Origin of the sequence: Elizabethkingia bruuniana (assembly GCF_002024805.1) — a bacterium.
In the GTDB taxonomy this organism is placed as follows: Bacteria; Bacteroidota; Bacteroidia; order Flavobacteriales; family Weeksellaceae; genus Elizabethkingia; species Elizabethkingia bruuniana.
Genome location: NZ_CP014337.1, coordinates 1,843,246 through 1,865,021, shown reverse-complemented (window position 1 = coordinate 1,865,021; position 21,776 = coordinate 1,843,246). Strand labels below are relative to the sequence as shown.

Here is a 21,776-nt window from a genome sequence, read left to right as displayed (position 1 = left end):
TTTTATGTTCAATAGAATAGTTAGAGCCTGTTTAAATTTTGATTAAAAAAATATTAGACTTCGACAGGCTCAGCCTGACACTCCTAAAAGGAAGATATATTGGACGAGCAATGTCACTCTGAGCCTGTCGAAGAGTATTAACAATAAAATTTAAAAAGGCTCTTAATATTTGGGAAGATGGTATATGATATCATCATTTGTAAAACTTTTGTTTCTTTTATACTGAATAAGCAAATGGGTACTAATTGCTGAACTTCCTGCTTCGAAACTCTAACTCCTAACTTCGTACTTCTAACTTCGTACTTAGACCTTATTCCTCCTTTTTAACTTCTATACTGTCCGAAGTTTCTTCAGCAAACTTTCTCAGAATTTCCATTTCTTTTTTTGCCAGCTTTTGCCCGAATTGTGAAGCCATCCAGGTTAACAGGATTAGTACAATACAGGCTATACTGGCATGAATAGCCCATGGGTAGTTTTCGGTTTTAATCTGAATCTCAACATAGTATAGTGAAATAAAGACCATAAAGAATATCCCGAAAAGAAAATATAAAAACATAAAGAATGTCCACACAGCAGAACTAGGACCAAATATACCTCTTATCTCAGTATGGTCCTCCTGTTCACTGCTTTTCTCTATTCTAATGGCTAAATAAGGCTTCCAGTAATTATCGATGTTATTATTCACCCATATACTGGCAACCTCTCTGTTTATTTTCCCATGAATAAGAGGATTTGCCCGTATCATTTCCAGTAGATGCTGCTCATATTCAACCGGAGAGAGTTTTGTACTGAATTTGAACCGGGGTCTGTTTCGTATGCTATTGAGTGTTGCTTCTTCCATAATTCTAATTTTCCTGATAGGGTATCGGATCTTCCAATGCAAAACTGAAATTAAAGGTCTCACTGTTTCTGGTAACTGTTATTTTAATAACCTTAAATTCTTCAGATTTGAATAACTCGTTGAGTTGTTCCAGTGTATAACTGCCGGCAGGCTTCCCGTTTACTGTTACTAATTTATCATTTTTTCTTAATCCGGCCTTATAAGCAGGGGAATCTTCTCTGCATCCGGCAATAGAATAAGATGGTTTGAGCACAAATTTGTATTGAAAGCTATCACCAAGGTTAACTTCCACTCCTTCTCGTGGAGATTCTTTACTTTTAGTGGTAGGTATAGAAACCAGATCTTTATCCCATATCATACCGTCATGACGAAGATCCAGACCACTCATATTAAAATGAAACGGATCGTTATAATTTCTGTTTTTCTTTAGGTATATTTTAGAATTGGGATAGTCGAAGAAAACAGTAAACCTTCTTAGTATCTCTCCGCCTATGGAACCTTTTCTATCCGGAACAAGTTTCAGATGCTGAATTGAAAATTCGTCCGGCATAGCAGTTAAAGGCTTTTCAAAACTAAATTCGCCTATAGAAAATCTTCTGATTCGGCTTCTTTTTCCAAAAATGTCACCATTAAAACCTCGGCCTAAATAGTCATCGATGTTAGGTCGATTGTAAACAAAGTTTTTAATCAGACTCGGAAATATCCATACAGGATCACCATTTCCCAGATCAATGAGAAGTTTGGAAGGTTTAGGTGCTGTAGTCATCTGGATATCGGCCATTATATAAGGTTTATCACCTTCCAGAGTAATGCCGAACGGAGCAGCTTTTCTTACAGCTCTTTCAAATTCTTTCTGATTGGAGTAAATAGTAATTTTCTTTTTGACATAATCAATTTTAACAGGGTAGTCTTTAAAAAATTCATATCCGATAATACCATTAACCGGGATCCCTATATGAGAAGAAAAATTAAATTCTTCATTGAGAATCAGGTATATTGTGTGTTCTTTGTCTATGAGGTCTTTTCCGAAACTAAGAATGTTTTTCTGGGAAAGAACTCCCTCTATTTCCGCAGAGCCACCCAATCCCGTAAATTTCATTTTTGAAACATCATTAAGGCTAAGATCTTTATCCTGGGTGCTGAATATAATAGTATTGCCAACACCTGAATCGAGAAGGAAAGTGAGGCTAACACCATTAAGCTGTACAGGGATAAAAATAAGGCTATTGATTAACTGAAACGGTATAACAGCTTTTGTTCCTTTTTCTAATTCCATTTTATTCTGGCCTTTGAAAAAAGTTGTTATGGTAATTAGTAATATAATAATAAAGCGTTTCATGTTATGTGAAGTTAATAAAAAAATGCTTTGCTTGTGCAAAACATTTTTCTGTTACTTTACAAATCTTTGTGATTTACATTTTTCTCTAATCTGCGGTCTGGTATTATCCATATAATGGCGACAACATAAAAGAAGAAAAGCGCCAGATATGACTGATAAAACGAGCTGGCAATTCCTAAAATATATAATATTATGGATGCTTTTTCTTTATAACTGCTACCAATGGCTTTGGCATACGGAGAGTCTTTTCCTTCCTGATTCAGTATTTGATAGGAGAGTATGGTATAGCCTATAGCCACAAATATCAGGAGTATACCATAGGTAATGGTTGTATTTTTATCAAAGTGATGTTCCCCCATCCAGGCTGTAGCAAATGGCATCAGAGAAAGCCAGAATAAGAAAAACAGGTTACTCCACATAATTCTGCCATTAACACTGGTGCAGTAATGCAGCATATGGTGGTGATTGTTCCAGTAGATACCAACATAAATAAAGCTGAGGATATAACAAATAAATTTAGGCAACAAACTGTACAAAGCAGACCAGCTAGTGGTATCAGGAACTTTTAGCTCCAATACCATAATCGTTATAATAATGGCAATAACGCCGTCACTAAACGCTTCTAAACGAGATGTTTTCATAATCCTGATTATAGTTTTTATATATTATTATTTTTTTCAGAACAGAATAATAAAAGTAAAAAACTCCCGGAATATTCCGGGAGTTTTTTTATAAGTTTTAGTATACTATATCTTAGTATCTGTAGTAGTCTGGTTTGAAAGGACCATCTACAGTTACACCGATATATTTAGCCTGCTCTTCAGAAAGTGTTTCAAGCTCTACACCTAATTTCTTAAGGTGAAGTGCAGCTACCTTTTCATCTAAGTGCTTAGGTAAAGTATATACTTTGTTTTCATATTTGTCAGAATGTACCCAAAGTTCAATCTGAGCTAATGTCTGGTTGGAGAAAGAGTTAGACATTACAAATGAAGGGTGGCCAGTAGCACAACCAAGGTTTACCAAACGTCCTTCAGCAAGGATAATGATATCATTGCCATTAACGTTGTATTTATCAACCTGAGGTTTGATTTCTACTTTAGTAGCACCATGGTTTTTGTTTAACCATGCCATATCGATTTCGTTATCGAAGTGACCGATGTTACATACGATAGTCTTGTCTTTCATTTTTTCGAAATGCTCACCTCTTACAATACCGAAGTTACCAGTAGTTGTAATAATGATATCTGCGTTGTCTACAACTGTATCCAGTTGTTTTACTTCATAACCTTCCATTGCAGCCTGTAATGCACAGATTGGATCAATTTCAGTTACAGTAACGATAGAACCTGCTCCTCTGAAAGAAGCTGCAGTACCTTTACCTACATCTCCAAAACCACAAACTACAACACGCTTACCAGCAAGCATAACGTCTGTAGCCCTTCTGATAGCATCTACTGCAGACTCACGACACCCATATTTGTTGTCGAATTTAGACTTAGTAACTGAATCGTTTACGTTGATTGCAGGCATTACTAATGTACCATTCTGCATTCTTTCGTATAATCTGTGAACTCCTGTAGTTGTTTCTTCAGAAAGACCTTTGATATCTTTTGTTAATTCAGGGTATTTGTCGAAAACCATATTGGTAAGGTCACCACCATCATCAAGGATCATGTTTAGTGGCTGTCTGTCTTCTCCGAAGAAAAGTGTCTGCTCGATACACCAGTCAAATTCCTCCTCGTTCATACCTTTCCATGCATACACAGGAATTCCGGCAGCAGCAATAGCAGCAGCGGCATGATCCTGAGTAGAGAAGATGTTACAAGAAGACCATGTAACGTCAGCTCCAAGAGCAACTAAAGTTTCGATAAGAACAGCTGTCTGGATTGTCATGTGAAGACATCCTGCGATGCGTGCTCCTTTCAACGGTTGTTGTGGACCGTACTCCTCACGGATAGCCATAAGACCAGGCATCTCAGCCTCAGCCAGTTCTATCTCTTTTCTTCCCCATTCAGCCAGAGAAATATCCTTAACTTTGTAAGGAACGTATTGTGTTTTAGTTTCCATTAATTTGAATTAATATATTTTTGCAAATTTACAATCTATAATCCTATTAGCAAAATATGCCGTTATACCAGAATTTCTCCGATAATAAAGCCGTTGTATGGGTATGGAAGTATGATGAGAGTGAAGAACTGAACCCACAAGAACTTCTGGAACCTGAAAATTATGAAAAGGTTACCCATTATCATCCCAAAAAACTATCAGAAGTATTGATGGTTCGCAAAATGCTGAAACAGCTTTTGCCGGAGCATAAAATACTGTATAAAGAAAACGGAGAGCCTTATCTGATGCCTGCGGATAAAGAAATCTCAATAAGCCATTCTTTTCCTCTTGCAGCTATCGCTATTTCTGATAAAAAAGTAGGTATAGACCTGGAAATGGTAAAGGATAAAATTGTAAAAATAAAACACAAATTTACCCTTAAGGAGTCTTCATTTATAGTACCCGAAGAAGAAAAGGAATACCTTACAGCTATATGGTGTGTAAAGGAATCTCTTTACAAACTGCATCATTCCAAATTCTGGTCACTGAAAAAGAATTACGAAGTTGAAGCTTTTCAGTTACACCATCTGGATAATGTAAGATGCAAGGTATATGATGATACTTTTTCCGATTATTTCTGGGCCCAGCTAAAGAGATTTGATGATTTCTTTTTCTCCATAGTTGTAGAATCCTGATTTCTGAGGAATCTTTCAATTACTTTCACCTGTTCTTCGGTTACGTTATTGATAAGAGCGAGAAGTTCGTTCATGCTTTTTAGCTCCGTCAGCCTGCTGATTTTTTCCGGATTGGAAATAAAAGGTACTTCTTTTTCCATAATCTCACGGCGGCGTTTTTCCAGTAAGGTTTCTATTTTGTCAGAAGGCTCCTGATAGTCTTCGAATTCTTTCAGGCTTTCCTCAGTAATACCTTCTACACCTAGTAAAAGCTGCATTTTGGTAAACTCCAGCATAATCTTTTTTCTCCAGTTTTTTAAATCTACTTCAGAGAAAGTATCATTTTTCTGAGCATACATAGAAAGCGAGGCGATATAAGCGGTAAGAAGATGACTGGTATTGACAAACTGGTGAATACGTTTAATTCTTAAATGCTGTTGGAATTTAGGGTCAGATAACATCCTCTGGAAGTTATCCGAGAGATTAGCCAATGCAATAATGGCATCTTTTCTGGTCTCTTTGAAATCCTGAGTGATGTTTACATCTTTCTCTGTAATCATTTCACAGACAATCTTAAAGTAGGCTTTGTTACCATTAATGGCGTCAATAACGTAGGATTTATTCTGTGTCCTTTCCCATACCGGAAATACAAAATAAGAAACCAAAAAGCTGATAGCACCACCGATAAGCGTATCAATAATACGGTCTGCAAAGATTACCTGAAAGTTTCCTGGTGAAAGGAAATTAAAGGACATAAATACATAGATTGTCATAAAGAAAATAGCAGTCATGTATTTCTTTTTAAGGAAAGTATAGCACAATACCATACTAACCAAAAGGATAATAAAGAGTACAGTTGTATTACTGATATAGTATAAAATAGCAAAGCTGAGCGTGGCACCTGCCAGTGTTCCGCCAAGTCTTAGGAGATTTCTGGATTTGGTAATGCTAAATGCTGGTTTCTGTATTGCCAGTATCGTGATCAGAATCCAGTAAGAATGTCCAATTTGTACGAATGTGACCAACGAAACAATATAACCGATGAGCAATGCAATGGTTATACGCAAGGCGTGTCTGAAGTGGGCTGATTTTAAAGACAAGTTAAATTTCAGCAGTTTCAGATTGATTTTTTCAGTTTTTGGAGCGAATTTTTCAAAGTCCAGACCGAAAGATAAACTTTTGGCAAGCTTCTCATCGTAACCAGATGCACGATAAACAGTTTTTACTTTTTTGGTAATTTCACTAAGGTTCATCAGGATCTGACGAAGCATCATAAAGTCCTGGAAGTTCTCATGATTCATTTCTGTATTACGAAGGTCATAATACAGCTGATAACATTTCATCAGTTCCTTGTCGAGATTGGCAATTGGAAAAGCTTTCTGATTGGCTTGTACTGCTATACCAATATTGATAAGTTCAGATGAAATAATCTCAATATAACGATGAATAGAAGGGAGAATATTTTTATCGTCAAATTTCTCATGCATGGTTTTATAATCCTGCTGAGAAGTAAGAATTTGTTCGAAAAGATCTATACTCTCCAGAAACATCAGCATAATAATACGGCTGGTAGTAGTAGATTCATTAACGTACGTCCGGGTAGTAAAAAGTATTTCACGCAGATCTTCATGATGCTCCTTCAGCTTAATCTGTGAAGACATCATCTCATGAAAAAGTGCATCAAAATCAGGTTTGGTTCTGTAAAATTTAGATTTTATCCGGATAAAGTTTCCAAGCTCTATAAAGTTTTCTCCCAGAATCTGTTTTACCAGTATGTAGGGCTGAATCTTAGACAATATAAAAAACAGAAGAAAAGCCCATAAACCGCCTAAAGTAAGTGTAACAGAGGTCTGGATAACTTTTCCGCCACCAAAGTGCCCATCGATAAGAATAGCAAATACAACAAGGGTTAATGATCCCATTGCAGAAAGTCGGGTACCATAAATACCGATAAGAGAAAAGAACATTCCGAACAGAATAATCTCTGCTGCAACAATAATGGGGTATTGGTAGGTAAGTCCAATGGCCAGAGATACAATGAAAAAGCAGATAATTCCAATGATAAAAGTATTCCGGCGTCTTATGAAGGGGCCGGGTTGGTCCATATTCGTCATAAGCATGGTACCAAGAGGAAAAGCAAAGTATTCAGCCAGAACACCATAATAGGCCATAATAATGCAGGGGACTACTACTGCAAAGGTCATTCTGAGGCCATAATAAATATATTGGCTGGTCATGAATTTCTTCAATTCGGCGATTCGGTTCATTTTGCAAATTTAGCAAAGCTAATATAAGAATGAAAGCCTTTATAACTGGGAAATATGATTTTTTTGTTAAATCAATATTAATTAAGCTTCCTGTTTTTTGGTTAATTCTTTATGCTCATTACCCCATTTTCCCAATTCAGTTATTATGTTATGAAGTTTATAACCTATTGAAGTCAGTTCGTATTCTACACGGGCAGGCACTTCTGCATATACAAACTTTTGAATTATTTTATACTCAACCAGCTTTTTCAATTCCAGTGCCAGCATTCTTTCTGTAATATTGGGAAGGCATTGTTTTAGCTCACTAAAACGTAATTTTCCGTTTATGAGATAACAGCAAATGGCGAGTGTCCACTGTCCGCCAATAATATTAACTGCGTATACTTCCTGACATTCTTCAGTCAGGGCTTTTTTATTGGCAAAATTTGTTGAAGTGTCTTTAATTTTTGTCATCACTTACATTTTTTATAGGAGCTTACAATGGGTGTACAATATAGTGAATTAAGGGTTTTGTAAATAATTTTGTCCAATATAATTCTAGTTTGAATATGAAAAAAGAAGAAAAAATATTAGTCATTCTGGTTCATCCTGATATCGAAAAATCAGTAATTAATAAGCGCTGGATAGAAGAGCTGCAAAAATATCCGGACCAATATTATATACATAACTTATATAAAGCTTATCCGGAAGAGAAGTTAAATATTGAAAAAGAACAAATGCTTATAGAAGCCTATGATAAAATTGTTTTTCAATTTCCATTTTACTGGTTCAGTGCTCCGCCTTTACTAAAAAAATGGCTGGACGAGGTACTGGTATACGGTTGGGCATACGGCAGTAAAAGTGGATATAAATTTGCAGAGAAGAAGGTTGCCTTGGTAATCAGTGTAGGAATTGATGAAGAAGAATACTCTAAAGAGGGTGTCTACAATTATACGCTTAAGGAACTGACAACACCTTTTGAACTCACTTTTAAATATATTAAAGCCGATTATAAACCTTTATATGCATATTTTGGGATTGAGCGGAATGCTTCATCGGAATGGATTGAAAAAAGTATTCCGGCTTATATTGAATTTTTAGAAAAAATGTAGACTTTTACAAGCAATACTTTTGCTTTGGTTGTACAATATTTTATTTCTTTTTTATAATTTTGAAGCCATGAATATTGAACAGTTATACGCTATTTATAAAACCTGCAATAAGGTCGTAATAGATTCCAGAAAGATTGAAAAAGGAGATTTGTTTTTTGCTTTTTCGGGTGAAAGTTTTGATGCGGCAACACAGGCTGAGGAGGCTATAAATAAAGGTGCTATAGCTGTAGTAATTGAGAATCCTGATTTTAATAATCCGGAAAATAATATTTTCTGCTTTCCATCCACACTTCAGACATTACAAGATCTGGCAAAAGAGCACCGTAAAAATCTAAATATTCCAATTATAGGATTAACGGGGAGTAACGGTAAGACAACAACAAAAGAGCTTATTCACGCTGTTTTGATTCAGAAATACAATGTTCAGTATACACAGGGAAATCTTAATAATCATATTGGAGTTCCTTTAACGCTTTTATCTATCCAGCCAGGACATGAAATGGCTGTAGTAGAAATGGGAGCCAATCATCAAAAAGAAATTGAACTGCTTTGCAGTATTGCTCAACCTGATTATGGTTATATCACCAACTTTGGTAAAGCGCATTTAGAAGGTTTTGGAGGTTTTGAAGGCGTAATTAAAGGGAAATCGGAGTTATACGATTATCTAAAAGCCAATGATAAAAATATTCTGGTTAATCAGGCAGATGCTATACAAGAAGAAAAAACAGCTGCTTACAGTAAAAAAATAACTTTTGGTACTTCTGCTTCCGATTATCAGTATGGAATGTTTACTGAAAATAACAGAATCGGGATTCTGTTTAACGATCAGAAGGCACTTTCTCAATTAACAGGAGAGTATAACTTCAATAATATCTGCGCAGCAATTTCTTTAGGCAAATATTTCGGAGTAGAAGAGACAGCTATAAAAACAGCCATAGAGACTTATACACCGACGAATATGCGTTCCCAGATCGTAGAAAGAGAAGGGAAAACATTGGTATTAGATACTTATAATGCCAACCCGAGTAGTATGGAAGTTTCTCTCAAAAATTTCAGCCAGTATAAAGGATCCAAAACTATTATTATAGGAGATATGCTGGAGCTTGGCGATGAAAGCAGGGGAGAACACAAAAGAATTCTGGCGCTGGCGGAAAGTTTAAATTTTGACAGTATTATCACCGTTGGTCCCAAGTTTAAAGAAGTCAATGCTTCCGAGCTGGCTTTTGAAAGTACAGCTCTTACCGGCGATTATCTGAAACAAAAACCTGTTCTTACTCAGAATATATTGCTTAAAGGTTCCCGCGGGATAGCTTTGGAAAAATTAATTGAGCTTCTGTAAAAAGGAGTTATAGATAATAAATAAAGGGCAATGAATATTCATTGCCCTTTATTTATTACTTATTGTTATTCCAAATCCAGTGCTTCATTCAATATCAAACGAATATTTTGGAAGGTATTTGGGAAAACTTCTGTTTTAATATCACTTTGTGGTTTCCATTCTGCTTTGGTAATACCTTCTATTTCCTGTGGTAATGGCTGCTGATTGCCATGGTGACGCATTTTGTACCAGTGTGTGATCTTTAAAATCTTGCTGCCATCTCTTTCCGTATACATATGATAGGTAGAACTTAGGAATTCTTCCAGAGAAAGATCCGTGATAGAACATTCCTCTTCAACCTCACGCAGAGCTGTTAAATCTTTAGATTCTCCTTTTTCCATTTTTCCTTTCGGAAGATCCCATCTGGACATACGGTAGATAAAAAGAACTTCATCATTTGTATTCAGTACAACACCGCCGGCAGCTTCAATATTTCTGAATGAGGCAGAAAAAGTATTCCATACCTCTTCTACATTTTCGGCATAAATATTAACAGACGGCGTTGAAGTGTTCTCTAACAGGTCTATAGCAATACTAAATGTATTGACATCCACAAATTCTAAATTTTTATCAATTTGCTGAATAGCATTTGTGAAGGATAATTTTCGCTCATTGATAAAAACTTTATACATTTGTTAGGGTTTATAATTAAGTACAAAAATATAAAAATAATGAATTTAGAAGGTAGAAAAGTTGTCGTAAATAAATCGGTTGCTGAATTAAAAGAAATGTTGCAAAAGCCGGAGGACTATAAAGCACTAATGCCGGACAGCCTTAAGACTTTTGAAGTAAAGGAAGGTGGTTTTAACTTTGAATTAAGCGGTCTTCCTAAGATTGGTCTTAAAATTCAGGAGGTTACAGACCAGGGAGTGGTATTAGCTTCAGCAAGTTCTTCTTTGGATTTTGCACTAAGAGGGGTTATGAATCCGGTAAGTGATACCCAAACTGAAGTTCAATTATTATTCGAAGGGAAATTCAATCCGTTTCTTAAAATGATGGTTGAAAAACCGCTTCAGAACTTCATCAACTCATTAACCGACAAGATCGAAAGCTTATAAATATAGATGATGTAGCGGATTTGTAATCCATTATAATCATGAAATAAAGACTGGAAGAGCAATTCTCCGGTCTTTTTATTATTTAATATCTGGCCTTGCCAAGGTTTCAAACCTTGGCAAGGCTATTTAATCCAAAAAAAAGATGTTTCGGATTACAAGTCCAAAGCTAAATTTGGGATTTAAAAATAAAAGAAAGTACTAAGCAATAATTCCGCTGGAATGGTCCTTTGCTGCTCCTGTCGCAGATGCAAGAACATTGTTTTCTCCCAATATCCTTAAAAGCCCCATAAAAGCAAATATAAGCGCTTCTTTGAATTCTATGGTCTGTTGGTCCGGAATGATTAATTGAGTTGAAGTTAAAGCTTGTAAAGACTCTATAAAGAAACGATTGTAAACACCACCACCTGTGACCAAAATGTTTTTGAACTGTTTTTGGTTTAATACAGCTGCTACTTGTTCCGCAGAATGATGGGTTAATGTGGCCAGAGCAGTTTCAACAGATACATTTTGCAGCAAAGGTGTAATTTCAGCATTTACCCATTCTATGCCTAGTGATTTTGGTGCAGGCTGTTTATAAAATGATAAGGCATTAAGCTTTTGAAGAAGAATATTATCAATAGCTGTGTTTCTGGCGATATCTCCGTTCTGATCATATTCCTGTCCCAGTTTATTGCACAACGTATTTAAAACAATGTTAAGCGGAGAAATATCAAACGCTATTCTCTTACCTGCTTCATCGTAAGAAATATTGGTGAACCCACCTAGATTCAGACATGCAGAATACTTTGAAAATAATAAATGATCACCAATCGGAACTAATGGAGCGCCATTTCCACCCATCATTACATCCTGAGAACGAAAATCGTATACCGTAGTTTTATTGGTGTTGTATTTTATAGCTCTTGCATCGCCAATCTGAAGCGTGAAATGCCGATGTGGTTGATGGAAAATTGTATGCCCGTGGGAAGCAATTACATCCAGCTTCTCTATTTTATGTTCCCGGATAAAGTTTTGTGTACATTCGGCTAAATAAAAGCCATATTCAGAATGCAGCGCCAGAAGATCTTCTGATGATAAATCTACAGCAGATCTTAGCTTTTCTTTCCACTTAGAAGAGTAGGGTAATGTATAGCTTTTAAGTATTTTGAAGTCCCACTGTGGGCCTTTAGTAAACTGAACATAACAGATGTCCAGTCCGTCCAGACTGGTCCCGGACATAAGACCTATGCAGTGGTAATCCCTCATTTATTTTTTCATATCCGGCATAGTTTCGGAGTTTGCTTCTCCGAAGCTGCTGTATAAGCTGTATTGACTAAAGTCGTCTTTAGCCTTCATACCGTGAGAACCAATCAGTATGTTTCCTTCTTTATCGGTAATGAATACAGTATCTTTAGTATACATTTTTTTATTTTTCTTATCCCAGTAGATACTCTGCATTTTGAAAGTCTGACCCTCCGGATTGATGATTTTTACATCACCTTTTGCAAGATAAAAATCCTTTTTCTCTATCATTTTGGCATATTTCGCCCATAGCTTGCCAGGTGTTTTAGGATTCTTCTGATCTACAAACTCTATATAAAGACCTTTTCGGGTTTCTACATACGGCGTATCAAGATATTCATACTTTTCGATAAGTGGAGCGTTAAACCTCATAGAAATACGACCGGAATCACGCTGAATGATTTTGGCGTTGTAAAAAACCTGCGAAGGGAAATTAGTTTTCTTTTTTCCGCCGGCTTTACTCTGGTCTTCCTCACAAGATACAAGCAGAAAAAAAATAGCCAAAGGAAATACTCCGGCTAATTTTTTAGAAAATATCTTATGTAAGATGTTCATCTTAGTTGTATAAGTTTTTAATGAACCAACGGTCTGCAAAATTAAATCCAATTTTGAAGTTGATAAATCCTTGCTGTACAAGATTATTTTGAACAGTTCCTTTCTTACCAAATTCTACAGCAAAATCAATGCTGCTGAATGAATTAATAGAAGGTTTGATAGGGAAATTAGCTCCAAGGCTTAATCCGTAACCATTGATATCTTTACCATTGATGTTAAGTCCTCCTTTTTCATAGAACGCTCCATATCTGTAAATCACACGAGAGAAATAACTTCTGAAGTCATTTGCGTTCGGGATAAACCATCCACCGGCAGACACTTTATAACCATCTTTGTATTCGAATGGATTTCCAAGGAAATTAATGGTTCTTCCTTTTGTGTAATCTACCTGAGCAGAAGCAAACCATCTTGCATCTCTACCATAACCGATACCAGCTGTAAATATCTGAGGAATTAGGTTTTTAGACTTACTTACGTTCTGGTCTATAACATTTACATTCTGTCTGTTTTCACCAGTGTAGAAATAAGTACTGTTGGTATATGTAGATTCCATTGTACCTCCGTTACCGAACTGATAAGTCGCACCGGCTGTAATTTTATGGTCTGTACTTGTTTTATGCTGATAAGCGGCACCTAAAGTGAAGTTGAAACTTTTTACTTTATTGGTGGTCTGATAACCATTAATAAGTTCGGCATTTTTAAAAGTAACTTCTTCGATATCGGATACCTTACCGAAATAGAAGTTAGTTCTTAAACCTAAACCTAAACCAGGTATAACCTGATAAGATAAAGCCGCCTCTACTGTACTGATTGTTCCTTCACCTTTAAAGAAATTAGCCTGCTGATTACCTTCATCTCCTATATTTTTAGTTGTTAAGATATTGTAGGTTTTGGAGCTGTATGGCTGATATCCTAAACCAAATTTAACTTTGGAAGATAACGGAACTGCTATCGATATATTAGAAAGATAGTTAGAATGTTTAGTCTTACTATAATTATTATAATCGGATTTATAGAAACTGTTCTCATTAGTAACCTGACCTCTTAAAGAAGTAAGCTCTAAATTGAAGTTGGCTGCCGGGTTGCCGAAGTTAAATGAATTGGTGAAATCTGAGATATATGCTGCAGAAATACCACCCATAGCAGATATATTGAGGTCATTATTGTATTTAACATCTCCAAGCCCAAATACTGCATACGGAGAATTTCCGATAGACTGAGCACTAAGAGTTGTTCCTAATGCGACTAAAGCGAAAACAAAGATTTTGTTCATGTACGATTTGCTTAACAAAGCGCAAATATCATAATAAATAATGAAAGCTAAAAATTATTTACCCCTTAAAATAAGTTAAATAATGTGAAAGAGCTAAAGACTTATGCTTGTTTCTACTTCAATTTATTGCTTTTACAATGTAATTTAATACTCCGTTTGTTGCTTTTGCTTTTCATTTAGGTTTGTGTTTTGTTATTACGGTGCTTATCTTTGTGCTATGCACTGGAATGAAATTGTCGGGCAGAATGCCATAAAGAAAATGCTTCAGGATTCGGTAACAGAAGGCCGTATCAGTCATGCCCAATTATTTGTCGGGAAAGAAGGGTACGGAGGATTGCCACTGGTTTTAGCTTATGTTAAAGAGATTCTTGCCAAAGAGAATTCATCTGCCAGGCATAAGGTTGAAAACCTTAACCATATCGATCTTCATTTTAGTTTTCCAAGTTATACAGAAGGTGGAAAGGCTCTTAGTAAGAATTTTCTGCAGGAATGGAGAAATATGATTTTGGAAAATCCTTATTCAAGTGACGATGACTGGATCATGCGCTTAGATTCCGAAAAAAAGCAAATGATCATTTCAGTTCATGAAGTTGAAGAAATTATAGATAAGTTCAAACTTAAAAGTTTTGAAGGCGGCTATAAAGTCTTAGTCATGACCAAGATTGAAAAAATGAATGATCAGGCAGCCAACAAGTTTCTGAAATTTTTGGAAGAACCACCTGAGAAAACTATTATTCTGCTTTTGGCAGAAAGTATAGATTTCGTTTTGCCTACAATCTTATCACGTTGCCAGTTGGTGAATATTCCCAAACTACCACCTGCTGATTTAGAAAATGCTTTGACAGAGCAGTTTAATATTTCTGTAGATAATGCCCGAGCTTTGGCTTTTCAGGCACAGGGAGACTGGAATCTCGCTATGAAATTAATGTCTGATAATGCTGCAAATGAAGAATTTGAGGCGCTTTTTATCCAATGGGTTCGAAATGCTTTTCAGGCTAAAACAAAACCAGGTGTTATAAAAGATCTTATTTTATGGGCCCGTGAGATTTCTTCATGGAGCAGAGAGAAACAGAAAAAGTTCCTGGACTATTGTGCAGAGATTTTCCGTTTGGCACTATTACATAACTATGCGGCCGATGATCTGGTATACAAATCATTAAACAAAAATGGTTTTAAATGGGAAGGTTTTTCCCGCTTTATCCATGGTGCTAACATTGAATCTATTCTGGAAGAATTATCCGAAGCAAATCTTCACCTGTACCGAAACGGAAATGCCAAAATTATATGGACCGATATGGGAATCAAACTGACCCGTTATATCCATAGATCGGCAAATTAACTGTTATATAAGACCGATTAGCCTGTTTAAGTTTTAAATAGAAAATACTTCGGGTACTGGAGATTATTAATCTAAAGTGTTCTCACGTGAGCTATTATAATGTCTTACTGAGCTGGATTTATAATGAGCCTGACGAAGTCTAATATTATTTTGAATTAAAATTTAAGCAGGCTCTAAGAAATACAGATGTATTACATCCTTTTTCTTCTCATATAAATAAAGGTAATAATAACAACCATTGCCATAACACCCAGTGTTACATAATAGCCGCTTTTATGGTGAAGCTCTGGCATAACGTCGAAGTTCATTCCGTATACGCCGGCAATAAAAGTAATGGGTAAGAAATAGATAGAGTACATAGACAATATCTTCATGGCTTCATTGTTTTTCTGATCACTGATCGCCAGGAACATACCAATAAGATTGGTTACCTGTTGATTCAGATGTTCAAAGTCGGCAATAGCATCCTTCTGTTTGTCTACAAGGTCCATTACTTCTACATGTTCCAGCGGAAGTTTATTGAAATTCTGAACCCAGTCAGATGAGATATTCAGAATACGAAGGTTTAGTCCTGTTTTACGCTTTAGTTTATACAGACGCTTAATCTGATTGGTGTGAGATGTTTTCTTTAAAAATATTTCAGACTCAATTTTGTCAAGCAATTCCAGAAGATTTTCACTTTCTGCATCAAAAGTTTTAATGACCTTATGAGCCAGCCTTAGCGCAATTCTTTCTACAGTAATAAGATCCGGAGTTTTACTGTTGTCCAGTTCATTTTTAGTTTTTATTACACTACTGGTACCAAGTCTGTGGACTGTAATGATGGTCTGGCCTATAATAAATATTCCCAGTTTGGTACTCACATCACTAATGGAATTTAGATTTATCCGCTCCAGTTCTGTATTCTCCCTTGTCAGAAAGAATTTAACGTTATCCGCCTCTTCATATTTAGGAAGGTGATTCGGATCTACAGTATCCTGGAGTAAAAGTTTATTAATTTCATACCTGTTTTGCAGGAAGTCCAGGTCTTCCTCCGTAGGTGCTTCAACATCTATCCATTCGCAGTTATGATTGTGAAATAAAGTTTTGATAGGCATGAGGCAAATGTAATATAAAATTTCTTTCGATGTACTACTATCAGTGATTTTATGTATGAAATTTACCATCGTAACGAGCATGTCTACAGATATTTAAAACTAAATATTACTATGTAAAGAATAAAGTGCTATTTTTGCCGAACTTTTTAAGTGAATGCAATTTTTTAGACAGGATATTTGTCTTGTAATTGTATAAAACTCTGTTAAAATAAAAAAAGAAACATGAAGAAAAGTGTCATAAAAGGCTTTGGTTATTATGTGCCGGAAAAAGTTGTGACAAACGACGATCTGGCCAAATTAATGAGCACAAACGACGAGTGGATTACCGAAAGAACTGGTATCAAACAACGTCATTACCGTAAAAATATAAACGATGCTGAAGAGACTACAGCCTATTTAGGTTTGCAGGCTTCAAAAAAAGCAATCGAAAGTGCAGGCCTCACGGCAAAAGATATTGATTACATCGTATTTGCAACCCTTTCTCCGGATTATTATTTTCCGGGATGCGGAGTTCTGTTACAGGATATGCTGGGATGTGATACAATAGGTGCATTAGATGTCAGGAATCAATGTTCTGGTTTTGTATATGCAATGAGTGTTGCCGATGCTTTCATCAAGGTAGGTCAGTATAAAAATATTCTGGTTGTAGGTGCAGAAATTCATTCATTTGGATTAGATTTTACCGACCGTGGAAGAGGCGTATCTGTAATCTTTGGTGATGGAGCAGGTGCTATTGTACTATCTGCATCTGATGATGATAATGTACAAGGGATTCTTGCAACGAATATGCACTCAGAAGGACAATATGCTGATGAACTTTGTACAAAATTCCCCGGAACAAAATACGGGAGGAGTGTACGTTTGAAAAACGAACCTGATGCTATTCCGGATGAAGAAATTTACCCGCACATGAACGGTAATTTTGTATTTAAGCATGCTGTTACACGTTTCCCGGAAACTATTCATGAAGCACTAGAGAAAGCTGGTAAAAAAGTAGAAGACCTTGATCTTCTTATCCCACACCAAGCGAATAAACGTATTGCACAATATGTACAGCAGCAGCTTGGATTACCGGATGAAAAAGTAATGGTGAATATCGAGAAATACGGAAACACAACTGCAGCTTCTATTCCTATCGCATTAAGTGAAGCCATTGAAGAAGGAAGAATGAAAAGAGGTGACCTTGTATGTCTTTCCGCTTTTGGTAGTGGGTTTACATGGGGTAGTGTTTTATTCGAATACTAAGCTTACAGAAAATATAAAGTATATAAGAACTCTGCCATTAAAAATGTCAGAGTTTTTTATATTCTGAAAATCTGTTATTTTCGTTTCAGAAACTAATGACATATGACTAAAACTATTACTCACTTTTTTCTTGTAATTCTATCTTTATCGGGATTAAGTTTACAAGCTCAGAAAAGAATATTATACAATCTTCAGGTAACTTATCCCGATGGCTTAAAAAAAGAACTCCACTGTATACCTGGATATTAATAATGATAAAGTTAATTTTTATGAGGCCAAGTTTATAACACCAGGACAAAAGCCTTCTGGTCTGGTACAGGCTATAGAAAGAAAAAGTGGTACATCTGAAAACACAATTTTGGTACAGGATTTTAAACTTAATAACTTCAAAATCAAAACAACCGATATTTTGGATTGGAAACTGATGAATGATTATAAAACTGTTGAGAAATACAAATTACAGAAAGCAACGGCGTCATTCGGAGGGAGAAATTGGGAGGTTTGGTTTTGCAATGAAATTCCGCTTGCAGAAGGACCTTATAAATTTAACGGATTACCAGGGTTGGTTTTCGAAGCAGAAGATACGAACGGAGTATTTAAATATTCATTGATGAAAATTGAAAATCTATCCAAATCCTCGGTACAACCGGCATTAAATGTTAAAAATGCCGTTAGTATTACCTGGGAAAAGTATAATAAATTATTATCTGACTTCTATGAAAATCCTTACCAAAAAGAAAGGGAATCTACTCAAAAAGGTAATGAGATCGTTTATGAAGATAAAGAAATGAAAGTACAGGATTTTACTAAAATGACCAAAGATTTTCAGGCAATGATCCGAAAGAACCTGCCACCTTATGTTGAAGCCGATAAAAATTTTCTGCTTAATAAAACTAATTAAGGCCGAAAAGCTTAAAAAGCTTATCATTTTTAGATACAGAGTTTTTTTTCATTTAAAAATCCAGTATTTTAGTCGTTTAAAATCTGAGAATGAAAAGTAAAACTAAGAAACCGATACTCATTTTATTAACGTCGTTAGCCATTGCTAACTTTTCTGCACAGGAAAAATTAACCCAATATATTGATCCATTGATAGGAACTGGAGGGCACGGTCATACGTATCCGGGAGCATCACTTCCTTTTTCCATGGTACAGCTAAGTCCTGATAACGGGCGTGGTGATTGGGATTGGGTGAGTGGTTATCATTACACATCCGATTATATTGCAGGGTTCAGTCATATGCATCTTTCCGGAACCGGAATTGGTGACTGGCTGGATATAGCTGTAATGCCTTTATTAAAACCTGTAGAGCAGTCGGTAGTAGATACACGTACATTTTATTCACATAAAAACGAAAAAGCTGCAGCCGGATTATATCAGGTAAAGCTGGATAACGGAATAACAGCAAAACTGACATCTACAGAAAGAGTAGGGTATCACCAATATACTTTCCCGGCAGGGACAACCGAACCAACTATCCGCCTGGATCTGCACCATGCATTTAACTGGGATAAACCAACAGATACTAAGTTAACTATTGTCGATAATAATACCATTATTGGACAACGATTCTCTAAAGGCTGGGCACAAAACCAGAGAGTATTTTTTGCTTTAAAAACTTCTAAACCGATCAAAGAAATTTTGCTAAACGGTAAGAAATCCAAAGACAAAGAAATTTCATCTAAGGAAACTGGTGTAAATGCACAATTGGTTTTTAATCCTTCGGATGCAGTAGAAATAAAAGTTGCTCTTTCTACAACCAGTGCTGATAAAGCTTTGGCTGCATTAGGTGAAATTCCGAACTGGAATTTTGACCAGGTAGCTGCTAATGCAGATAAAGTATGGGAAAATGAAGTTTCCAAAATTAAAATCGAAGCTAAAAGCAAATCTCTGAAACGTATTTTCTATTCAGCTTTGTATCATACTGCTCTGACGCCGACTTTGTATTCGGATAAGGATGGAGAATATGGCAATTACAAAAATGAAATAAAGAAAATGCCGAACGGTGAACAGCGCTATACATTGTACTCTTTATGGGATACTTTCCGTGCTGAACATCCTTTGTTAACTATTACACAACCAGAAAAATATACCTCTCTTATCAATAGCATGCTTGCTTTCTATGATGAATATGGTCTGCTTCCGGTGTGGGATCTTAGTACAAACGAAACCAATACAATGACGGGATATCACGCTATTCCTGTATTGGCAGATGCGATACTGAAAGACATTCCGGGGATTGATAAAGAAAAAGCATACAAAGCAATGCTGGCGAGTGCGTTTCAGAAAGTAAGAGAAGTGCCAGCATATAATGAATATGGTTATGTTCCTCAGGATATAGGAGGTGGTAGCGTAACTAAAACATTGGAATATACCTTCGATGATTATGCAATTTCTTTGGTAGCCAAGAAATTAGGTAAAACAAAAGACTTTGAAACTTTTAGTAAAAGAGCAAAAAATTACCAGAAGCTTTTCGATCCTAAAACCGGATTTATGAGAGCAAGATACAAGGATGGTAAGTTTGTAGAGCCTTTTGATCCTTTTTATTCCGAACACGAATTCGATAAGAGCCAATATATTGAAGGTACTGCATGGCAGCATTCCTTCTTTGTGCCTCATGATGTAAGAGGGCTTGCAAAGTTATTCCCGGCTAAAAACGGACTGAGCAAAATGCTGGATGCTCTTTTTGTAGCACCTTCTGTAATGCATGGAGATTTTACCTCTCCGGATGCCAGTGGATTTATCGGGCAATATGCCCATGGTAACGAACCAAGCCACCACATAGCTTATATGTACAGCTATATTGGTGAAGCATGGAAAACACAGGAACGTATCCGACAGATTATAGATACCATGTACAGTGATAAACCGGATGGATATGCAGGTAACGAAGATGCAGGACAAATGAGTGCCTGGGCAGTATGGTCTATTATGGGATTGTATCCTGCAAATCCGGTAACCGGGGAATATGTTTTTGGAAGTCCTTCGTTAGATAAAGCTGAAATCAAAATGCCTAACGGTAAAGCCTTTACAATTGAAGCTAAAAATAATTCGCAGACAAATATCTATATCCAGTCGGTAACCTTAAATGGTAAACCATACGATAAAGTATACATTACTCATGACGAAATGCTGAAAGGAGGTAACCTAACCTTTAATATGGGAGCAACACCTAATAAGAACTTTGGAAAGGATCCTAAGAGCTGGCCGAAGTCTATGGAAAACTAGAAGACAAGAACTTGCATAATAAAGAATGCAGCCCTAAAGGGCTGCATTCTTTATTTATAATGGACAGAAATTAATTTTACAGAATCTCTTCAATCATTTCCCATTTTTCCTTTAATAGCTTTTCAAGCTGATTAATTTCCTCCTGATACATTGTTTTTTTTCTGGTACCGAAGTACAAAGTATTTTCTACAGGATGCGTTCCTTCCCAGACCATTTTTATTTTTCCGGAATTAAGAACATCAGCACAAAGAAAATCCGGCACTACAGAAAAACCCTTACTATCACTAAGACAGCGGATAATTGAGCTTATATTCGGAACAATATAGTTAGGACTAAAATCCGGATGTTCGCCAAAATGCTTCAACCAGAAATTTTTCAGATGTTCCATATCAGCAGCGGTACTATACCATAATTGTTGCTTTAGTAAATTGGCTGCATCTTTGATTTTTCCCTCATGCAATAATTCTTCCAAGCCAGTTGTATCCGTTTCGTTCCCGGCAATCAGAACAATTCTTTCTTTAGAAAAAGGTTGGTACTGAAGATTGGGCTGAGATCCTTTTTGTGGAGTAATGATCAGGTCCAGCATACCACTATCCAGATCATGCTGCATTTGTGGATACTCCCCAAATTTAATAATCAGATTAAAAGGAAGTTCGGAGATGTGCTCCTCCAGTGTATATTGAAAGGTTTCAAAACACATTCCTACACTAATTGTAGGCCGTTCATTTTGTGTGCGTTTATGAAAATGCTGTTCTCCTTCCTCCAGCTTTTTCATGGAATCCAATATATAATTATAGAGGATCTTTCCTTTTTCTGTAGGGACCATCTTTCGTGCAAGCCGGTCAAATAATTTGTTTCCGGTAAATGCTTCCAGAGAGTTAAGGTGCAGACTAACTCCTGGCTGTGATATAAATAACTCCTGAGCAGCTGCAGACAGGGTTCCTGTTTCGTATATAGCTTTGAAAGTACGAAGCCATTCCAAATTCCAACGCATAACTATAATTTTTATGATACAAATGTACAATTTAAATTATTTGCATTATAATAATTTCTGATAGAAATTT

The 21,776-nt window shown here is 36.1% G+C and carries 20 protein-coding genes; 8 read left to right on the top strand and 12 right to left on the bottom strand.

From position 1 onward, the window contains the following. Window positions 1-310 precede the first annotated feature (310 nt). The 4 genes from AYC65_RS08690 to ahcY all read right to left on the bottom strand — a co-directional run bounded on the left by AYC65_RS08690 (window position 311) and on the right by ahcY (window position 4,247). Window positions 311-841, bottom strand: coding sequence for a hypothetical protein (locus AYC65_RS08690; RefSeq protein ID WP_034867433.1), 531 nt, complete (start codon window positions 839-841; stop codon window positions 311-313). 4 nt (window positions 842-845) lie between these two features. Further along, window positions 846-2,180 (bottom strand): PDZ domain-containing protein, encoded by a 1,335-nt coding sequence (locus AYC65_RS08685; RefSeq protein ID WP_034867432.1) that lies wholly within the window; start codon window positions 2,178-2,180, stop codon window positions 846-848. Window positions 2,181-2,236: 56 nt separating this feature from the next. Then, on the bottom strand, window positions 2,237-2,821 hold the full coding sequence (locus tag AYC65_RS08680) for a TMEM175 family protein (RefSeq protein WP_034867431.1): 585 nt from the start codon (window positions 2,819-2,821) through the stop codon (window positions 2,237-2,239). Between the two features lie 112 nt (window positions 2,822-2,933). Then, window positions 2,934-4,247, bottom strand: a complete 1,314-nt coding sequence (gene ahcY, locus AYC65_RS08675; RefSeq protein ID WP_009084409.1) for an adenosylhomocysteinase — start codon at window positions 4,245-4,247, stop codon at window positions 2,934-2,936. 56 nt (window positions 4,248-4,303) lie between these two features. Between ahcY and AYC65_RS08670 the strand changes: the two genes are divergently transcribed. After that, entirely contained in the window at window positions 4,304-4,921 is a 618-nt protein-coding gene (locus AYC65_RS08670) for a 4'-phosphopantetheinyl transferase family protein (RefSeq protein WP_034867430.1), read from the top strand. Here AYC65_RS08670 and AYC65_RS08665 read toward each other — a convergent pair. Then, window positions 4,858-7,167: an FUSC family protein gene (locus AYC65_RS08665; protein ID WP_034867429.1), complete on the bottom strand. Its 2,310-nt coding sequence runs from the start codon at window positions 7,165-7,167 to the stop codon at window positions 4,858-4,860. The genes AYC65_RS08670 and AYC65_RS08665 overlap by 64 nt on opposite strands. An 81-nt stretch (window positions 7,168-7,248) precedes the next feature. Next, the gene (locus AYC65_RS08660) at window positions 7,249-7,620 is read right to left on the bottom strand and encodes a winged helix-turn-helix transcriptional regulator (RefSeq protein WP_034867428.1); all 372 of its coding nucleotides are present in this window, start codon (window positions 7,618-7,620) and stop codon (window positions 7,249-7,251) included. Between the two features lie 95 nt (window positions 7,621-7,715). Between AYC65_RS08660 and AYC65_RS08655 the strand changes: the two genes are divergently transcribed. Together AYC65_RS08655 and AYC65_RS08650 are read left to right on the top strand one after the other, a co-directional pair. Further along, on the top strand, window positions 7,716-8,258 hold the full coding sequence (locus tag AYC65_RS08655; RefSeq protein WP_059333757.1) for an NAD(P)H-dependent oxidoreductase: 543 nt from the start codon (window positions 7,716-7,718) through the stop codon (window positions 8,256-8,258). Window positions 8,259-8,325: 67 nt separating this feature from the next. Beyond that, window positions 8,326-9,597, top strand: coding sequence for a UDP-N-acetylmuramoyl-tripeptide--D-alanyl-D-alanine ligase (locus tag AYC65_RS08650; protein ID WP_034867565.1), 1,272 nt, complete (start codon window positions 8,326-8,328; stop codon window positions 9,595-9,597). A 65-nt stretch (window positions 9,598-9,662) separates the two neighbouring features. On the opposite strand, the gene AYC65_RS08645 is transcribed toward AYC65_RS08650, so the two are convergent. After that, window positions 9,663-10,268 (bottom strand): NUDIX hydrolase, encoded by a 606-nt coding sequence (locus AYC65_RS08645; RefSeq protein WP_034867427.1) that lies wholly within the window; start codon window positions 10,266-10,268, stop codon window positions 9,663-9,665. 39 nt (window positions 10,269-10,307) lie between these two features. Between AYC65_RS08645 and AYC65_RS08640 the strand changes: the two genes are divergently transcribed. Further along, window positions 10,308-10,694, top strand: coding sequence for an SRPBCC family protein (locus tag AYC65_RS08640; protein WP_034867564.1), 387 nt, complete (start codon window positions 10,308-10,310; stop codon window positions 10,692-10,694). A 198-nt stretch (window positions 10,695-10,892) separates the two neighbouring features. On the opposite strand, the gene AYC65_RS08635 is transcribed toward AYC65_RS08640, so the two are convergent. From AYC65_RS08635 to AYC65_RS08625, 3 genes are read right to left on the bottom strand one after another with little or no spacing between them, the layout of a single operon-like run. Continuing rightward, window positions 10,893-11,939: an anhydro-N-acetylmuramic acid kinase gene (locus AYC65_RS08635; protein WP_034867426.1), complete on the bottom strand. Its 1,047-nt coding sequence runs from the start codon at window positions 11,937-11,939 to the stop codon at window positions 10,893-10,895. Continuing rightward, the gene (gene lptC / locus AYC65_RS08630) at window positions 11,940-12,530 is read right to left on the bottom strand and encodes an LPS export ABC transporter periplasmic protein LptC (RefSeq protein WP_034867562.1); all 591 of its coding nucleotides are present in this window, start codon (window positions 12,528-12,530) and stop codon (window positions 11,940-11,942) included. Between the two features lies 1 nt (window position 12,531). Then, the gene (locus tag AYC65_RS08625; RefSeq protein WP_034867425.1) at window positions 12,532-13,803 is read right to left on the bottom strand and encodes a membrane protein; all 1,272 of its coding nucleotides are present in this window, start codon (window positions 13,801-13,803) and stop codon (window positions 12,532-12,534) included. 217 nt (window positions 13,804-14,020) lie between these two features. On the opposite strand from AYC65_RS08625, the gene AYC65_RS08620 reads away from it, so the two are divergent. Continuing rightward, window positions 14,021-15,142 carry a DNA polymerase III subunit gene (locus tag AYC65_RS08620; RefSeq protein ID WP_034867423.1) on the top strand — a complete coding sequence of 374 codons (1,122 nt, stop codon included), beginning with the start codon at window positions 14,021-14,023 and terminating at the stop codon, window positions 15,140-15,142. A 191-nt stretch (window positions 15,143-15,333) separates the two neighbouring features. Here the strand turns inward: AYC65_RS08620 and AYC65_RS08615 are convergent, their stop codons facing one another. Then, window positions 15,334-16,239: a magnesium transporter CorA family protein gene (locus AYC65_RS08615; RefSeq protein WP_034867421.1), complete on the bottom strand. Its 906-nt coding sequence runs from the start codon at window positions 16,237-16,239 to the stop codon at window positions 15,334-15,336. 222 nt (window positions 16,240-16,461) lie between these two features. Here AYC65_RS08615 and AYC65_RS08610 point away from each other — a divergent pair, with 222 nt between their 5' ends. The 3 genes from AYC65_RS08610 (at window position 16,462) to AYC65_RS08600 (ending at window position 20,712) form a co-directional block, all read left to right on the top strand. Next, window positions 16,462-17,484, top strand: coding sequence for a 3-oxoacyl-ACP synthase III family protein (locus AYC65_RS08610; protein ID WP_034867420.1), 1,023 nt, complete (start codon window positions 16,462-16,464; stop codon window positions 17,482-17,484). Between the two features lie 358 nt (window positions 17,485-17,842). Beyond that, window positions 17,843-18,385 carry a GLPGLI family protein gene (locus AYC65_RS08605; protein WP_234300270.1) on the top strand — a complete coding sequence of 181 codons (543 nt, stop codon included), beginning with the start codon at window positions 17,843-17,845 and terminating at the stop codon, window positions 18,383-18,385. A gap of 89 nt (window positions 18,386-18,474) precedes the next feature. Beyond that, the gene (locus AYC65_RS08600) at window positions 18,475-20,712 is read left to right on the top strand and encodes a GH92 family glycosyl hydrolase (protein WP_034867418.1); all 2,238 of its coding nucleotides are present in this window, start codon (window positions 18,475-18,477) and stop codon (window positions 20,710-20,712) included. Between the two features lie 76 nt (window positions 20,713-20,788). On the opposite strand, the gene AYC65_RS08595 is transcribed toward AYC65_RS08600, so the two are convergent. After that, the gene (locus AYC65_RS08595) at window positions 20,789-21,706 is read right to left on the bottom strand and encodes a LysR family transcriptional regulator (protein WP_034867416.1); all 918 of its coding nucleotides are present in this window, start codon (window positions 21,704-21,706) and stop codon (window positions 20,789-20,791) included. Window positions 21,707-21,776 lie beyond the last annotated feature (70 nt).

Bases quoted from the DNA above. Each gene is read 5' to 3' on its own strand.
- AYC65_RS08625 (WP_034867425.1), bottom strand. From the start codon at position 13,803: ATGAACAAAATCTTTGTTTTCGCTTTAGTCGCATTAGGAACAACTCTT.
- AYC65_RS08670 (WP_034867430.1), top strand. From the start codon at position 4,304: ATGCCGTTATACCAGAATTTCTCCGATAATAAAGCCGTTGTATGGGTA.
- AYC65_RS08655 (WP_059333757.1), top strand. From the start codon at position 7,716: ATGAAAAAAGAAGAAAAAATATTAGTCATTCTGGTTCATCCTGATATC.
- AYC65_RS08620 (WP_034867423.1), top strand. From the start codon at position 14,021: ATGCACTGGAATGAAATTGTCGGGCAGAATGCCATAAAGAAAATGCTT.
- AYC65_RS08665 (WP_034867429.1), bottom strand. From the start codon at position 7,167: ATGAACCGAATCGCCGAATTGAAGAAATTCATGACCAGCCAATATATT.
- AYC65_RS08615 (WP_034867421.1), bottom strand. From the start codon at position 16,239: ATGCCTATCAAAACTTTATTTCACAATCATAACTGCGAATGGATAGAT.
- AYC65_RS08660 (WP_034867428.1), bottom strand. From the start codon at position 7,620: ATGACAAAAATTAAAGACACTTCAACAAATTTTGCCAATAAAAAAGCC.
- AYC65_RS08685 (WP_034867432.1), bottom strand. From the start codon at position 2,180: ATGAAACGCTTTATTATTATATTACTAATTACCATAACAACTTTTTTC.
- AYC65_RS08690 (WP_034867433.1), bottom strand. From the start codon at position 841: ATGGAAGAAGCAACACTCAATAGCATACGAAACAGACCCCGGTTCAAA.
- AYC65_RS08640 (WP_034867564.1), top strand. From the start codon at position 10,308: ATGAATTTAGAAGGTAGAAAAGTTGTCGTAAATAAATCGGTTGCTGAA.
- AYC65_RS08650 (WP_034867565.1), top strand. From the start codon at position 8,326: ATGAATATTGAACAGTTATACGCTATTTATAAAACCTGCAATAAGGTC.
- AYC65_RS08600 (WP_034867418.1), top strand. From the start codon at position 18,475: ATGAAAAGTAAAACTAAGAAACCGATACTCATTTTATTAACGTCGTTA.
- AYC65_RS08635 (WP_034867426.1), bottom strand. From the start codon at position 11,939: ATGAGGGATTACCACTGCATAGGTCTTATGTCCGGGACCAGTCTGGAC.
- AYC65_RS08680 (WP_034867431.1), bottom strand. From the start codon at position 2,821: ATGAAAACATCTCGTTTAGAAGCGTTTAGTGACGGCGTTATTGCCATT.
- AYC65_RS08645 (WP_034867427.1), bottom strand. From the start codon at position 10,268: ATGTATAAAGTTTTTATCAATGAGCGAAAATTATCCTTCACAAATGCT.
- lptC (WP_034867562.1), bottom strand. From the start codon at position 12,530: ATGAACATCTTACATAAGATATTTTCTAAAAAATTAGCCGGAGTATTT.
- AYC65_RS08595 (WP_034867416.1), bottom strand. From the start codon at position 21,706: ATGCGTTGGAATTTGGAATGGCTTCGTACTTTCAAAGCTATATACGAA.
- ahcY (WP_009084409.1), bottom strand. From the start codon at position 4,247: ATGGAAACTAAAACACAATACGTTCCTTACAAAGTTAAGGATATTTCT.
- AYC65_RS08610 (WP_034867420.1), top strand. From the start codon at position 16,462: ATGAAGAAAAGTGTCATAAAAGGCTTTGGTTATTATGTGCCGGAAAAA.